The 14,988-nt window shown below is 65.2% G+C and carries 16 protein-coding genes; 4 read left to right on the forward strand and 12 right to left on the reverse strand.

Going from position 1 to position 14,988, the window contains the following annotated elements; genetic code table 11:
• A partial coding sequence (locus ABZD10_RS06085; protein WP_372885250.1) for a P1 family peptidase occupies positions 1-564 on the forward strand: 564 nt, incomplete at its 5' end.
• Between the two features lie 79 nt (positions 565-643).
• Here the strand turns inward: ABZD10_RS06085 and ABZD10_RS06090 are convergent.
• Positions 644-1,102, reverse strand: coding sequence for an Lrp/AsnC family transcriptional regulator (locus ABZD10_RS06090; protein WP_372885251.1), 459 nt, complete (start codon positions 1,100-1,102; stop codon positions 644-646).
• 141 nt (positions 1,103-1,243) lie between these two features.
• Here ABZD10_RS06090 and ald point away from each other — a divergent pair, with 141 nt between their 5' ends.
• Positions 1,244-2,362, forward strand: coding sequence for an alanine dehydrogenase (ald, locus tag ABZD10_RS06095; RefSeq protein ID WP_372885252.1), 1,119 nt, complete (start codon positions 1,244-1,246; stop codon positions 2,360-2,362).
• Positions 2,363-2,451: 89 nt separating this feature from the next.
• Here the strand turns inward: ald and mscL are convergent, their stop codons facing one another.
• The 4 genes from mscL to ABZD10_RS06115 form a co-directional block, all read right to left on the reverse strand.
• Complete coding sequence (gene mscL / locus ABZD10_RS06100) at positions 2,452-2,886, reverse strand: large conductance mechanosensitive channel protein MscL (RefSeq protein ID WP_372885253.1); 435 nt, start codon at positions 2,884-2,886, stop codon at positions 2,452-2,454.
• 222 nt (positions 2,887-3,108) lie between these two features.
• The gene (locus ABZD10_RS06105) at positions 3,109-4,713 is read right to left on the reverse strand and encodes a GMC family oxidoreductase (RefSeq protein ID WP_372885254.1); all 1,605 of its coding nucleotides are present in this window, start codon (positions 4,711-4,713) and stop codon (positions 3,109-3,111) included.
• Positions 4,714-4,787: 74 nt separating this feature from the next.
• On the reverse strand, positions 4,788-5,237 hold the full coding sequence (locus tag ABZD10_RS06110) for a YtoQ family protein (RefSeq protein ID WP_372885255.1): 450 nt from the start codon (positions 5,235-5,237) through the stop codon (positions 4,788-4,790).
• Positions 5,238-5,382: 145 nt separating this feature from the next.
• Positions 5,383-6,018: a class I SAM-dependent methyltransferase gene (locus ABZD10_RS06115; protein WP_372885256.1), complete on the reverse strand. Its 636-nt coding sequence runs from the start codon at positions 6,016-6,018 to the stop codon at positions 5,383-5,385.
• A gap of 84 nt (positions 6,019-6,102) precedes the next feature.
• Between ABZD10_RS06115 and ABZD10_RS06120 the strand changes: the two genes are divergently transcribed.
• Positions 6,103-6,993 carry a LysR family transcriptional regulator gene (locus ABZD10_RS06120; RefSeq protein ID WP_372885257.1) on the forward strand — a complete coding sequence of 297 codons (891 nt, stop codon included), beginning with the start codon at positions 6,103-6,105 and terminating at the stop codon, positions 6,991-6,993.
• A 132-nt stretch (positions 6,994-7,125) separates the two neighbouring features.
• Here the strand turns inward: ABZD10_RS06120 and pheT are convergent, their stop codons facing one another.
• Entirely contained in the window at positions 7,126-9,525 is a 2,400-nt protein-coding gene (pheT, locus tag ABZD10_RS06125; RefSeq protein ID WP_372885258.1) for a phenylalanine--tRNA ligase subunit beta, read from the reverse strand.
• A 482-nt stretch (positions 9,526-10,007) separates the two neighbouring features.
• On the opposite strand from pheT, the gene ABZD10_RS06130 reads away from it, so the two are divergent.
• Entirely contained in the window at positions 10,008-10,859 is an 852-nt protein-coding gene (locus tag ABZD10_RS06130) for an EamA family transporter (RefSeq protein ID WP_372885259.1), read from the forward strand.
• A 15-nt stretch (positions 10,860-10,874) separates the two neighbouring features.
• On the opposite strand, the gene ABZD10_RS06135 is transcribed toward ABZD10_RS06130, so the two are convergent.
• From ABZD10_RS06135 to ABZD10_RS06160, 6 genes are all read right to left on the reverse strand, one after another.
• Positions 10,875-11,648, reverse strand: coding sequence for a type 1 glutamine amidotransferase (locus ABZD10_RS06135; RefSeq protein ID WP_372885260.1), 774 nt, complete (start codon positions 11,646-11,648; stop codon positions 10,875-10,877).
• A 173-nt stretch (positions 11,649-11,821) separates the two neighbouring features.
• Positions 11,822-12,892, reverse strand: a complete 1,071-nt coding sequence (gene pheS / locus ABZD10_RS06140; protein WP_372885261.1) for a phenylalanine--tRNA ligase subunit alpha — start codon at positions 12,890-12,892, stop codon at positions 11,822-11,824.
• Between the two features lie 243 nt (positions 12,893-13,135).
• On the reverse strand, positions 13,136-13,501 hold the full coding sequence (gene rplT / locus ABZD10_RS06145; RefSeq protein ID WP_372885262.1) for a 50S ribosomal protein L20: 366 nt from the start codon (positions 13,499-13,501) through the stop codon (positions 13,136-13,138).
• A 12-nt stretch (positions 13,502-13,513) separates the two neighbouring features.
• The gene (gene rpmI, locus ABZD10_RS06150) at positions 13,514-13,714 is read right to left on the reverse strand and encodes a 50S ribosomal protein L35 (RefSeq protein ID WP_372885263.1); all 201 of its coding nucleotides are present in this window, start codon (positions 13,712-13,714) and stop codon (positions 13,514-13,516) included.
• A 107-nt stretch (positions 13,715-13,821) separates the two neighbouring features.
• The gene (locus tag ABZD10_RS06155) at positions 13,822-14,046 is read right to left on the reverse strand and encodes a hypothetical protein (RefSeq protein WP_372885264.1); all 225 of its coding nucleotides are present in this window, start codon (positions 14,044-14,046) and stop codon (positions 13,822-13,824) included.
• Positions 14,047-14,118: 72 nt separating this feature from the next.
• A partial coding sequence (locus tag ABZD10_RS06160) for a pyruvate kinase (RefSeq protein ID WP_372885265.1) occupies positions 14,119-14,988 on the reverse strand: 870 nt, incomplete at its 5' end.

Raw genomic sequence — 14,988 nt, forward strand, 5'->3', positions numbered from 1 at the left:
GCGTTCCCGCTGGGCAGTGTCGGCGCCGGCACCGGCGCCACGACGGCGCGCTTCAAGGGCGGGCTCGGCTCGGCCTCGGCGGTGCTGCCCTCGGGCCATGTGACCGGGGCGCTGGTGGCGGTCAACGCGCTCGGCGATGCCACGGTGGATGGGCGCCATTTCTGGGCCGCCCCCTTCGAAGAGGACGATGAGTTCGGCGGCTTCGGCCCGGCCGCCACCTATCCCGCCGGGGTGCCGCCGACGAAACTGGCCAGCCACGCGGCCAACACCACCATTGCCATCGTCGCCACCGACGCCGATCTGGACCAGGCGCAATGCACGCGGCTTGCCACCGCCGCCCATGACGGCATGGCACGCGCCCTCGTTCCGTCGCACAGCCCGATGGACGGCGACCTGGTCTACGGCGTCGCGACCGGTGCCCGGCCACTTCATGACCCGATCGCCGATACGCTGCTCATCGGCCATGCCGCTGCCACCTGCCTGGCCCGCGCCATTGCCAGGGCGGTCTGGCATGCCACCCCCGCGCCCGGCGACAACCATCCCTGCTATCGCCGGCAGCCCTGACTTTCTCTTGCCGGAAGTATCCCGGGGTGAGCGTCGCAAATGCCTGCATTTTCGACGCGAGGGGCAGCGCCCCCATGCCTCAGACCGGCAGGGCGGTGGTCTTGAACACGGTGCGCAGCGCGAAAGAGGACTGCATCTGCGCCACCCCCGGCAGGCGCGCCAGATACTGGCGGTGGATGCGGGCGAAATCCTCGGTGTTTTCGGCCACCACCTTCAACAGGTAGTCGGCGCTGCCCGCCATCAGATGGCATTCCAGCACATCCGGAATCCGCGACACCGCCTTTTCGAAGGCATCGAGAACCTCATCGGCCTGGCCCGACAGGGTGATCTCGACGAAGATCGTGCTCGGCACGTTCATCCTGCGCGCGTCCAGAAGCGCCACGTAATCGCGGATATAGCCCTCGGACTCGAGCCGCTGCACGCGCCTGTGACAGGCCGATTGCGACAGGTTCACCCGTTCGCTCAACTCGGCATTCGAGATTCGCCCCTGCTTCTGAAGCACCCCGAGTATGCGACGATCCACCTGATCCAACACCATATTGCAGCACCTTTCTTGCGTATATACCGAAGTTACTCGAAGATCCTTCGATTTGCATGTTTTTATTCTGCCCAAAATTGCAGCACATTTCACGCCAGCTCCCGCAATGTAGGAACAGTTGTTTTTACGGGAGGACCCCACATGAAAATCGGATGCCCCACCGAGATCAAGCCCCAGGAATTCCGCGTCGGCATGACCCCGAACGCCGCCCAGGAAGCGGTGGCCCACGGTCACGAGGTGCTGATCCAGTCCGGCGCCGGCCTGGGCTCGGGCTTTACCAACGAGGATTACATCGCCGCAGGTGCGGTGATCATCGACACCGCAGAAGAGATTTTTGCCAGCGCCGACATGATCGTCAAGGTCAAGGAGCCGCAGGCGATCGAGCGCAAGATGCTGCGCGAGGGGCAGCTGCTGTTCACCTATCTGCACCTGGCCCCCGATCCGGAACAGACCCATGATCTTCTGGCCTCGGGCTGTACTGCAATTGCCTATGAAACCGTGACCGATGCCAGCGGCGGACTGCCGCTTCTGGCGCCGATGTCGGAAGTGGCCGGACGTCTGGCGCCGCAGGTCGGCGCCTGGACCCTGCAAAAGGCCAATGGCGGGCGCGGCGTGCTGATGGGCGGCGTCCCCGGCGTCGGTCCGGCCAAGGTTCTGGTCATCGGCGGTGGCGTGGTCGGCACCCATGCGGCGCGTATTGCCGCCGGCATGGGCGCGGATGTGACGGTGCTCGACCGCTCGCTGCCGCGCATGCGCTATCTCGACGACGTCTTCGGCAAAGTCTTCAAGACCGGCTTTTCCTCGGCCGGCTATACCGCCGAACTGCTGCAACAGGCCGACATGGTGATCGGCGCGGTGCTGATCCCCGGTGCCGCGGCGCCGAAACTGGTCAGCCGGGCACAGCTGGCGACGATGAAACCGGGGGCGGCGCTGGTGGATGTGGCCATCGACCAGGGCGGCTGCTTCGAGACCTCGCGCGCCACCACCCATGCCGACCCGATCTATGACGTCGACGGCATCATGCACTACTGCGTCGCCAACATGCCCGGCGCCGTGGCCCGGACCTCGACCATCGCGCTTGGCAATGCCACCCTGCCGTTCCTGCTGGCCCTTGCCGACAAGGGCTGGCGCAAGGCCTGCGAAGACGACCCGCACCTGCTGAACGGCCTCAACGTGCACGCCGGCCAGCTGACCTATTACGCGGTCGGCAAGGCGCTGGAACTGGACGTTCTGGCACCGGCGCTGGCACTCAAGGCCTGACCTGCATCCTCTCCTCCCTTGGATGCGAAAGGGCCGCCCTTCGGGGCGGCCCTTTTTTGATCCGGTGCGGCGCCGCTGCGGGCCGGTCGTTATTTACGCAGCGCGTCGCGGATTTCCAGCAGCACCTCAAGCTCGCTTGGCGCCTTGGGCGCTTCGGGTTCCGGGGCGGGTTCCTCCTGTTTCATCGCCATCTCTTTCACCTTGTTGACATAGCGCACCAGCATGAAGACCACGAAGGCGATGATCAGGAAATTGATCACCGCCATGACGAAGGCGCCATAGGCAAAGACCGCCGCCCCGGCTTCGCGGGCGGCCTCGAGGCTGGCGCCGGTCGGCACGGCGCCCGAAAGCACGAAATAGAGATTGGTGAAATCCACCCCACCGAGAAACAGCCCGACAATGGGGTTGATGAGATCGCCGACCATGGATTTGACGATGGCGGTGAAGGCGGCGCCGATGATGATGCCGACGGCCATGTCCATGACATTGCCCCTGGCGATGAAATCCCTGAATTCCTGTAGCATGTTGCGTTTTCTCCCTGTTCGTTCCCGGGCGTGCCGCCGGCGCCGTGCAGCCTAGCACGGCGGATCTGTGCCGCAAACAAGGGGGATGGCCGGGAATTTGCCCCCGGTTTTCCCCCCGTGATCGCGGATGCGGGGACAGCGCCGGCAAGGGGGGCTGTCTGCCCCCTCTTGCCGCCTGCGGCGGCAATTCACCCCCGAGGATATTTGGCGCAAGAGAAAGGATCAGCGGCCCGTGCGGATCGCGTCGGCGAGCTTTTCGGCGATCATGATCGTGGGGGCATTGGTGTTGCCGCCGACCAGTGTCGGCATCAGCGAGGCGTCGATGACGCGCAGCGATCGCAGCCCGTGCACCCGCCCCTCGGCATCGGTCACGGCCATCTCGTCGGTGCCCATCCTGCAGGTGCCGACCGGGTGATAGATCGTGTCCGAGCGCGCGCGGATATCAGCCTCGAGCGCGGCGTCGCTGCCGTCGTGGGGATAAAGGCGCTGGCCGCGCCAGGGGGCCAGCGGGGCCGATTGCATGATGTCCTCGAGGATGCGGGCCCCCTTCTTGAGATCGGCAAGGTCGCGCGGATCGCTGAGAAAGGCCGGGTCGATGCGCGGCGCATCGCCGGGGCGCGGCGAGTTGAGGCCGACATGGCCGCGGCTGTGCGGGCGCAGCACGCAGACATGGCAGGAATAGCCATGCGAGAAATGCAGCTTGCGCAGGTGCTGGTCGAGAATGCCGATGACGAAATGCAGCTGCATGTCGGGGCGCGGCTGGCCGGGGTCGGACTTGAAGAAGGCGCCGCCCTCGGCAAAGGGCGAGGACAGGGCGCCGCCGTTCTTGCGCCGCCAGTCGAAAGCGGCGCGGCCGATGTCCCAGAAGCCGCGCGGGTTCAGAGCCAGCATGTCCTTTCGCGGCGAACGATACGCCAGCGTATAGTCAAGGTGATCCTGCAGGTTCTGCCCGACCCCCGGCAATTCGTGGCGCAGCTCGATCCCCTGTGCCGCCAGTTCGTCGCGCGGGCCGATACCCGAGAGCATCAGCAGCTGGGGCGAACCGAAGGCCCCGCCCGACAGGATCACGTCGCGCCGTGCCTCGGCAACCTCGCTGCGCCCGCGCCGCCGGTACTGCACCCCGGTGGCGCGGGTGCCGTCAAAGACCACCTTCTCGGCCATGGCGCGGGTCAGGATGGTCAGGTTGGGCCGCGCCCTGACGGCGCGCAGATAGGCTGCCGCCGCGCTGCAACGCTGGCCCAGCCGCTTGCCCTTGTGAAACTGGGTCACCTGGTAAAGCCCGGCGCCTTCCTGTTCGGGTCCGTTGAAATCATCGGTGCGGCGAATCTGCTGCGTGGTGCAGGCCTCGACGAAAGCATCGGTCAGGGCCCGGGGATCGGCCTGATCGCGCACCTGCAACGGGCCGTCGCCGCCATGCAGGCCATCCGCCCCGCGTATATTGTTTTCGGCCTTTCGGAAATAGGGCAGCACCGACTGCCAGTCCCACCCGTCGCAGCCCATATCGGCCCAATCGTCATAATCGCCGGGGTGGCCGCGCACATAGAGCATGGCGTTGATCGCCGAAGAGCCGCCAAGGACGCGACCGCGCGGCTGATAGCCCTTGCGGTGACCGAGCTGGGGCTGGGGTACGGTCTGAAAGGCCCAGTTGTTGATCCTGGGGCGCCCCGAGATCATCGCGGCGCCCAGAATGGGAACCCGGATCAACAGGCTGTCGCCGGCACCTCCGGCCTCGATCAGACAGACCGTGGTATCGGGGTCTTCGCTGAGCCGCGCGGCCAGCACGCAGCCCGCCGAACCGCCGCCGGCAATCACATAGTCAAACGCCATTTCGCCCTCCGCCTTGACCCGAGCTTAACGGCAGGGCAGCCGCCGGCAAGCTTGACGCCGCGCCATCCCGCGCGTCAGCCGGGCAGCGCGCCGGTCAGCACATAGCGCAGGATCCCCACCACCTGCGCGGGCGTTTCGGCAACCGCGAGGGCGGCGGCATGGACTTCTTTCAGCGCGTGCTGATGTTCCGGCGGGTTCAGCACGATGATCGACTTGCCGAGCGCCGCGGCATAGCCCGCGTCAAAGGCCGCATTCCACTGCTTGTATTTCTCGCCGAAGCGCACCACCACGATGTCGGCTTCGCCGATCGCCCTGCGGGTGCGGATCGCGTTCAGCTTGGCGCCCTTGTGATCGTGCCAGAACTTGTCGGCCTCGACCCCCAGAAGGGCCACACCGCAGTCGTCGCTGGCGTCATGGTCGGTGACGGGCGCCGAGAAACTGACGTCGAGGCCGGCGGCGCCCTTGATGATCTGCTCGCGCCAATCGCTGTGAATCTCGCCGGAGAGATAGATGTTCAGGCTCATTGCGTCCTCCCTAAAACTGTTTCCCCCTGCCTATCCTCGAAACCGGTGGAATTGAAGGGCGGCGGGGCGTTAAGCGGTTCAGGGACTGGCTGAAACCGGGGGCGGCGGGCCGAAGATCGCCCTGACGGGCGGGTCGAAAGGCGGGTCAGCAGCGGCGGGCCACCACATAGCGGCTGGGCGGTTTGGCCGGGAAATTGCCGGTTTCGATGATGTGGAAGCCGGCTTGCGACATCGCGCTCTCCAGCTCCTTGATGCTGAGCAGACGCACGAAAGGCGCTTTGCCGACCATCTGCATCACCGGGATCATCAGCTTCAGCAGGCCGAACCTGAGGCCCAAGTCACCGCCTCCCAGACAGGGGGTTTTCGAAATGAACAACCCCCCCGGTTTCAGTCGCGCATGGATGTCGGCAAAGACCTGGTCGATGTCCTTGACCAGATGAAACAGGTTGAACCCCAGAATGGCGTCATACTGCGAGTCATCCGGTGGATCGGCCACGTCAATGCAGGCAAAGTCGATATTGTCGACGCCCTGCGCGCGCGCCTTGTCGCGGCCGAATTGCAGCATCGCACCCGAGAAATCGCTGGCAGTGACATGCGCCACCGAAGGCGCAAGCTGCAACGCGGTCGAGCCGGTGCCACAACCGATTTCCAGCACCCGGTCGTCCGCGCCAAGGTAGGACCGCGTGCGCCCCAGCGTGTATTCATAGGACTGTATGTCGCTGATCGGATCAGCGGCATATTTGGCGGCGATCTTGTCCCAGAACTTGGCGTCGTTTTTCATGGCGTCACTCCTTCGACACCAAGGTAGATATGCGAAAACCACATGAGAATTGCCAAAATTTGCAGTCTCCTTATACATTCTCGCATGATTTCTTCTGCTGAACAGGCCGACTGGGCCAAAATCCGCGCGTTTCTGGCCACCGCAGAAACCGGCAGCCTGTCGGCCGCGGCGCGTCGACTTGGCATCACGCAGCCCACCGTGGGGCGACAGGTGGCGGCCCTGGAGCAAGAGCTGGGCGTCCTGCTGTTCGAACGATTGGGCAAGGCGCTGCATCTGACCCAGCCCGGGGCCGAGCTTCTGGAACACGCCCGCCGGATGGGCGAAGCGGCGGGGCGCATCTCGCTGCTGGCCAGCGGCCTGTCGCAGTCCATCGAGGGCAAGGTGCGGATCACTGCCAGCGATGTGATGTCGGCCTATGGCCTGGCGCCCTTTCTGCGCCGGGTGCGGGATCAGGCCCCCAAGCTTGAGATCGAGATCGTGGCCTCGGACGATGTGCAGGACATTCTGCGGCGTGAGGCGGATATCGCGATCCGCCATCTCCGCCCGGACCAGCCGGATCTGATCGCCCGCTTCCTTCGCGACTCGACCGGGCACTACTATGCCTCCCAAGACTATCTGGAGCGACGCGGCACGCCCCAGCATATCACCGACCTCGGTGCGCATGACTTCATCAGCTTCGGCGATACAGATCGCATGTTGGAATACCTGCTGCCCCTTGGCCTTCCGCTGACCCGGGACAATTTTCGCATCGGCTCGTCCAATGGGGTGGCGGCCTGGCAATATGCGCGCCAGGGGTTCGGCATCGGCATCATGGACGACCGCATCGCCGCCGGCTTTTCCGAGATGGTCAAGGTGCTGCCGAAGCAGGCGCCATTTTCCTATCCGGTCTGGCTGGCCACCCACCGCGAGCTGCACACCAGCCGGCGCATTCGGCTTGTTTGGGATTTGCTGGTGGCGTTTTTGACCGAAGAATAGGGTGAGCATGGTGCGTGCAGGCACGCACCCTACGGAAGGTCCGGCCGCAGCTCAGAGCGCGCGGGACATGAAGATGCTGGCGCCGCCCCCTCTTCGGGGACGGCCCTTCGGATGGTCGGTTCGACCAATCGCTTACCCGCGCAGCGTGCCGCCGGTGGCCTTGGTGACCTTTTCGACGATCTTGGCCGCGACCGCTTCGATATCGGCCTCTTTCAGGGTCTTTTCCGTCGGTTGCAGGCGCACGGTCACGGCGATCGACTTCTTGTCTTCGCCAAGGCTGCCGCCGATGAATTCGTCAAACACCCGCACGTTTTCGATCAGGGTCTTGTCCGCCCCCGAGGCGGCGTTGACCAGGTTCACCGCTTCGACCTCCTTGTCGACGACAAAGGCGAAATCGCGTTCGACCGCTTGCAGGTCATTCATCGTGACGGCGCCACGGCTGGCCGATTTCTTGCGCGGCATGGGGATCTCGGCGATGTGGATGGCAAAGGCGACCACCGGCCCCTTCACGTCCATCTCGGCCAGCACCTTGGGGTGCAGCTCGCCAAAGGCGCCGAGGATCTTTTTCGGGCCCAGCCCGACCTTGGCGCTGCGGCCCGGATGCCACCAGCCATTGGTGCCCCGATTGTAGGTCAGCTTGGTCGGCGCGCCCAGCGCGTCCAGCACCGCTTCCATGTCGGCCTTGGCGTCATAGACATCGACCGGGCGGCTTTCGCCGTGGATGTCCTTGCCCAGGGTACGCCCCACCAGGATGCCGGTCACAAGGGTCTCTTGTTCCCCCGGCTCGCCGCCGTGGAACACCGCGCCGCATTCAAACAGCGCCATGTCCATGAAGCCGCGCGCCTGATTGCGCGCTGCGGCCTGCAACAGGCCGGGCAGCATCGAGGGGCGCATATGCGACATTTCCGACGAGATCGGGTTTTCCAGCATGGTGGCATCGCTGCCGCCGCCAAACAGCTCGGCCGACTTGCGGTCGATAAAGCTGTAGGTGACGCATTCATTGTAGCCCAGCGCCGCCGTGGTGCGCCGCGCGATCTGCTCGCGTTTCTGCGTCGGCGACAGGATCACCTCGGGCAGGCCGTCCTGCGCGCGCGGCAGCGGCTTGCCTTCCAGCTTGGTCAGCGAGGCGACGCGGGCCACCTCTTCCACCAGATCGGCTTCGCCCTGCACATCGGGGCGCCAGCTGGGCACATGCGCCATGTCGCCCTGCACGTCAAAGCCCAGCGCGGTCAGGGTCTTGACCTGCTCTTCGGCGGGAATTTCCATGCCGACCAGCGATTGCACGCGGTCGGTGTCAAGCTTGTAGGCGCGGGCGACGTCGGGCACTTCGCCGGCCGTCACCACCTCCGAGGCTTCACCGCCGCAAAGCTCGATGATCATCTTGGTGGCCAATTCGATCGCCTGCATGTTGAAGGCCGGGTCGATGCCGCGTTCGTTGCGATAGCGCGCGTCCGAGTTGATCTTCAGCGCGCGGCCGGTATAGGCGATCTGCACCGTGTCCCAGACCGCCGCTTCGAGAAAGACATTGGTGGTCTCATTGGTGCAGCCGGTGGGCAGGCCACCCATGATGCCGCCGATCGACTCGATGCCTTCATCATCCGAGATCACCACCTGACCGGCCGAGAAGGTATACTCCTTTTCGTCCAGACCCATCAGCGTCTCGCCACCTGCCGCGCGGTGCACGCGCAGATTGCCCTTGACCTTGTCGGCGTCAAAGACATGCAGCGGACGGTTGCGGTCGAAGGTGAAGAAGTTGGTGACATCCACCAGCGCCGAGATCGGGCGCAGACCGATGGCGCGCAGGCGATCCTGCAGCCAGGCCGGGCTGGGGCCGTTCTTCACGCCCTTGATCAGGCGGCCAGCGAAGACCTCGCAGCCGTTTTCGCGGGTGTCTTCGTCGATGCTGATGCTGATCGGACTGGGAAAGCTGCCCTCGATCTTGGCTTCGGGCGCCGGCTTCATGGTGCCAAGACCGCGCGCCGCCAGATCCAGCGCGATGCCGCGCACGCCCAGCGCATCGGGGCGGTTCGGAGTGATGGCGATCTCGATCACCGGGTCGACCTTGGCCGGATCGTTTTCCGCCAGCCAATCGACGAACCGCTGGCCGACCTCGCCCGAGGGCAGCTCGATGATGCCGTCATGCTCGTCGCTGAGTTCCATCTCGCGTTCCGAGGCCATCATGCCGAAACTCTCGATGCCCCGGATTTTGCCGACACCGATGGTGATGTCGATGCCCGGCACATAGACGCCCGGCTTGGCGACCACGACGGTGATGCCGGTGCGCGCGTTCGGCGCGCCGCAGATGATCTGCAATTCGCCCTCGTCGGTGGCCACCTTGCAGACGCGCAGCTTGTCGGCGTCGGGGTGTTTCTCGGCGCGCAGCACCTTGCCGATGGTGAAATCCTTGAGCCGCTCGCCCGGGTTGGAGACTTCTTCGACCTCGAGACCCAGATCGGTCAGGGCATAGAGGATGTCGTCAAGGCTCGCCTCGGTGTCGAGGTGATCCTTCAGCCAGGAGAGAGTGAATTTCATCGCGTCATTCCGCCAGTCAAACTTGGGTCAGACAGGCATTTAGCGGATATGGGGCACAGGGGAAAGGGCGCATTGCCGCCGCACATGGGGATTGGCGGATTGCACGGGCGCATCTCATGTCAAAGCTTTACAGGCAGGACGCCAAATGCAACGTTAACCTTCATTAACGATTCGAATTTTCAATCAAGGGATGATCCATGAAATTCTTGACCCCACTCTGCCTCGCGCTGGTCCTGGCCCTGCCAATAAGCGCCGCAGCGGGTCGGGCCGCGCCGGCCCCTGCCTGGCAACCGATCACCGATGTCGCGCATGGTGGCGGGTGCAGGAAAAGCTCGCCGCCAGGGCAATGCTGCCACGCAGGGTCGAAACCCTTTCACTGCCACTAACCAGCTTCACCGCGGATCACGGGCAGCCCGCGCAAGGACCGTTTGCATAGCGGGCGGTTGGCGGCTAGCGTCGGGTGTTCAGAACCGGAGCCCCCGATGACCAGCATCGTCTTTCTTGCCGTGATCGGCGCCGCCCTGTTGCACGCGACCTGGAACGCGCTGCTGAAGGGCGGCACCGACAAATATGTCGGCATGGCGGCGGTGGTGCTGGGGCATGTGCCCTTTGCCGCGCTGGCGCTAAGCCAGGTGCCGGCGCCCGATCCGCAGAGCTTCGGCTATCTCGCGGCCGGGGTGCTGCTGCACGGCGGCTATCAGATCTTCCTTCTGCATTCCTACCGGGTCGGCGACCTGACCCAGGTCTACCCGATCGCGCGCGGTTCGGCGCCGCTGATCGTGGCGCTGGTCTCGGTGGCGCTTCTGGGGGTGGCGCTGGCCCCGGCCGAGATCCTGGCCATCGTGGTCATCGGCGCCGGCATTCTCAGCCTTGCCGTCACCCGCCGCGCCGACGGGCTGCGCAACGGCAAGGCGGCGCTGTTCGCGCTGGCCACCGGCGGGTTCATCGCCTCCTATTCGCTGGTCGACGGCATCGGCGCGCGGCTGGCGGGCACCTCGGTGGGCTATTATTCCTGGCTGGCGATCTGCAATGCCGCCCTGACGACGCTCTATCTTCTCGCGGTGCGGCCGGTGACGCTGACCGATCTCGGGCGGTACGGCAAGACGATGTTCGTGATCGGTGGCGGCGCTTCCTTCATCGCCTATTCGCTGGTCACCTGGGCCTTCACCCAGGCACCGATCGCGCTGGTCACGGCGCTGCGCGAAACCAGCATCGTCTTTGCGCTGCTGATCGGTGTCGGCTTTCTGCGCGAGCGGCTCAGCCTGAGCAAGCTGCTCTCGACCTTCGTCACCCTGCTGGGCGCCGCCCTGCTGCGCTTTGCCCGGCACCTGTGAAGCACCGCCGCCCGGTCAGGGCCGCGCGCCCAGATGCGCCAGCCAGTTGCGCAGCTCGAGACTGCGGCGCTCGGGCTGCATGTCCTCGACACGGGCCCCCAGCCGCCGGGCCGCCGCCGCATCGCCGGCGCAGGCCCTCAAGTCGGCGATCCTGTCGGCCCCCGCCACGCCCTCCATCCGCTCCAGCGCGGCGGCAATATCCCCGGGCGCCAGTTCGGGATGGTACTGCGTGCCCCAGAAGTCGATGCCGTCGCGCTCATGGGCCACCGCCTGCACCGGCGAATGTTCATTGCCCGCCAGAAGCAGCGTGCCCTCGGGCAGGGCGCTGATCTCGTCGCGATGGATGCAGGGCACGGCATAGCCGTCGGCGCGGCCGGCCATCATCGGGTGGCTTCGCCCGGCGTCGCTCAGGCGGATATCCACCGCCAGCCCGTCCTCGCGCCCCTTGGGCGAGGCCGCGACCGCACCGCCGAGAACCGTCGCCAGCAATTGCAGCCCATTGCACGAGCCCCAGACCGGCAGCCCGGCATCGAACACCCGGCGCATGGCATCGGCCTGGGCCTGCCCGCGCGGATCCGAGGTGTTCCACGCCACCGCCGAGCCGGTAAAGACCACCGCATCAATGCCCTGCAGATCGGCAGCAGCCACGGGGGCCGCATAGGGGTTCTGCACCACCAGCCGCAGGCCCGGATTTATCGCCATCAGCGTGGCAATGAAACCGGCGGCACTCGACTGGCCGCGCTGCACGATCTGTACCGAATTGCCTTCGAGAATGAGAATGCGGGTCATGGCGGGCCTCCTTCGGCCCAGCATAACCGGCCAGAGACCAGCACCTGCGCCATCCGCGACATCGCATGGAATGTTTTCGGCACTTTCAAGGAGGTCTGCGTAGGGCGGGCTTCAGCCCGCCTTTGCCGATCACTTGCTGTTTCGGCGGGCTGAAGCCCGCCCTACGGCTTATCTCACCGCGACAACCCACCGTGCAGCGTCGGCTGATCCAGGCTGGCAAACCCGTAATGGCGCAGCCAGCGCAGATCGCTGTCAAAGAAGGCGCGCAGATCCGGAATGCCGTATTTCAGCATCGCCAGACGGTCGATGCCGATGCCAAAGGCAAAGCCCTGATATTCTTGTGGGTCAATGCCACCGGCTTCCAGCACCTTGGGATGCACCATGCCCGAGCCCAGAACCTCGAGCCAATCGTCGCCCTCGCCCACTTTCACCGTGCCGCCTTCCCAGGAACACTGGATGTCGACCTCGGCCGAAGGCTCGGTGAAAGGGAAATGCGAGGCGCGGAAGCGGGTTTTGACTTCGGTGCCGAAAAACGCGGTAAAGAACTCTTCCAGCACCCATTTCAGGTTGGCCATGGAAATGTCCTTGCCCAGAGCCAGACCTTCGACCTGATGGAACATCGGCGTGTGGGTCTGGTCGTAATCGGCGCGATAGACACGGCCCGGACAGATGATGCGGATCGGCGCGCCGGTCTTCTCCATCGAGCGGATCTGCACCGGCGAGGTATGGGTGCGCAGCACATGCGGCGGACGATTGTCGCCTTCGGCGCGATGGGTGTAAAACGTGTCCATCTCGGCCCGCGCCGGGTGGTGGCCGGGAATGTTCAGCGCGTCGAAATTGTACCAGTCGGTCTCGATCTGCGGCCCCTCGGCGACGGCAAAGCCCATGTCGGCAAAGATCGCGGTGACCTCTTCGGTGACCTGGCTGATGGGGTGGATCGTGCCGGTGCGGCGGGCCCGTCCCGGCAGGGTCACGTCCAGCCATTCGTCGCGCAGCCGCGCGTCCAGCGCCGCATCGGCCAGCGCCGCCTTCTTGGCCGCCAGAGCCGAGTTGATCTCATCCTTGAGCGCGTTCAGCGCCGGGCCGGCCACCTGGCGCTCGTCCGGGGTCATCTTGCCCAGCTCGCGCATCTTCAGGCTGACTTCGCCCTTCTTGCCCACCGCCGCGACGCGGATGGTCTCAAGCACGCCTTCATCGCCCGCATCGGCGATCTGAGCCAGGTATTTCGTCTTTAGATCGTCCATCTCGGCCCCTCAAAATCTGCTTGCGCCCTGCTATCACATGTGACGCCGAAAGCAAGGGCGGGCGCCGCGCACCGGCTTTCACCCCTTGCCAAATACTCCCGCCGGAGGCCTCCCCGAGGGGCCCCGGGGCCCCGAGACAACCTGCGCGCCGCAAGGCGCACAATCATCGACCGGCGCCGGAAACGCAAAGCCCCGCGCGATCTCTCGCACGGGGCTTTCTATTCTGTCGGGTCAACCCCGGCCTTAGGCAGCCAGCGCGTCCTGTGCCTGTTTCACGATGGCACCGAAAGCTTCGGGCTCGTGCACGGCCAGGTCGGCCAGGACCTTGCGGTCCACTTCGATGCCGGCCAGGTTCAGGCCGTTGATGAAACGCGAATAGGTCAGCGCTTCGTCGTGGCTGCGCACGGCGGCGTTGATACGCTGGATCCACAGGGCGCGGAAATTGCGCTTGCGGTTCTTGCGGTCACGGGTGGCGTATTGGTTGGCCTTGTCGACGGCCTGCGACGCTACCTTGAAAGTGTTCTTGCGACGACCATAATAGCCCTTTGCGGCCTTGATGATCTTCTTGTGACGGGCGTGGGTGACGGTTCCACCTTTAACTCGGGACATATCTCAGGCTCCTTAGCGCGCGTAGGGCATGTATTTTTTGACGATCTTCGCATCCGCTTCACACAGAACCGTGTTGCCGCGTGCGTCACGGATGAATTTCTTCGTCCGTTTGATCATGCCATGGCGTTTGCCAGCCTGGCCGGCACGTACCTTGCCGGTCGCCGTCATCTTGAAGCGCTTCTTGGCGCTCGACTTCGTCTTCATCTTGGGCATTTCCGTCTCCTTCGATGGATGGGTCTTAACGCGACTCGGCATGCCTCTCGGGCCGGTCGCGCGCACAGAGGCGCCGTATAGGGCCGAAACGGCGCGGGGGCAAGGGTCTATTTGAGGATGTCGGCGATCACCGCGACCAGCAGGTCGGGCACTTCCGAGAACCGGTAGCCGCCGGGATGTTCGACATAGGCGAACAGCATCGCCGACAGCGCCAGCACAAAGGCCGCCGCCGACAGGCGCGGCGCGCGTTGATCGGCATAGGCGGCGATCATCGACGGCACCGAGACCAGCGCCACCGCCAGTCCGAGTATGAAAAGATAGTCCGTCAGCATGGCAAGACCCTCCGTTTTTCCCGGGGTGGCGGGGGCGGCCCGCCTGCCCGGGGTCCGGCATCCGGGTCGATCCTATTCCTTTTCCATGTTGAAGATCAAACGCTCGTCACAGGGGGCAACGCGCAGGATATTGGTGGTTCCCGGCACGTTGAAGGGCAGACCGGCGGTGACCACGATCTGGTCTTCCGGGCCGGCAAAGCCGCCCCCGGTTGCCGCCCGGGCCGCCGAGACCACCGCCATCTTGAAGCGGTTGACGTTCTCGGTCATCACGCAGTTGGTGCCCCAGCTCAGCGCCAGCCGCCGCGCGGTGCCGCGCAGCGAGGTCAGCGCGATGATCGGCACCCGGGGCCGTTCGCGCGCCGTCAGCAGCGCCGTGGTGCCGGATTCGGAAAAACAGCAGATCGCCTTGACGTCGGTGGTTTCCGCCACTTCGCGCGCGGCGGCAACGATCGCATCCGCCGTGCTCGAGCGCGGCGCGCTGCGCGAGGCCTCGATGATCTGGCGATAGGTCGGGTCGCTTTCGACCTCTCTGGCCACCGCATCCATGGTCGAGACCGCCTCGATCGGATAGCTGCCGGCGGCCGATTCAGCCGAGAGCATGATCGCGTCGGCGCCCTCGTAGATGGCGTTGGACACGTCCGAGACCTCGGCGCGGGTCGGCATCGGGCTGTCGATCATGCTTTCCAGCATCTGGGTCGCGACGATCACCGGCTTGGCCGCAGCCCGGCAGCGCCGCACCAGCCGCTTCTGGATCGGCGGCACGTTCTGTACTGGCAGTTCCACGCCAAGGTCCCCGCGTGCGACCATGATGCCGTCGCTGACCGCAAGGATTTCCTCGAATTTCTCGACCGCGCCGGGCTTCTCGATCTTGGACAAGATCGCCGCGCGACCCGCCGCGAGCGCCCTGGCCTCTTCGACATCGCCGGGTCGCTGGACAAAGGA

The organism is Shimia sp., from assembly GCF_041624275.1.
In the GTDB taxonomy this organism is placed as follows: Bacteria; Pseudomonadota; Alphaproteobacteria; order Rhodobacterales; family Rhodobacteraceae; genus Shimia.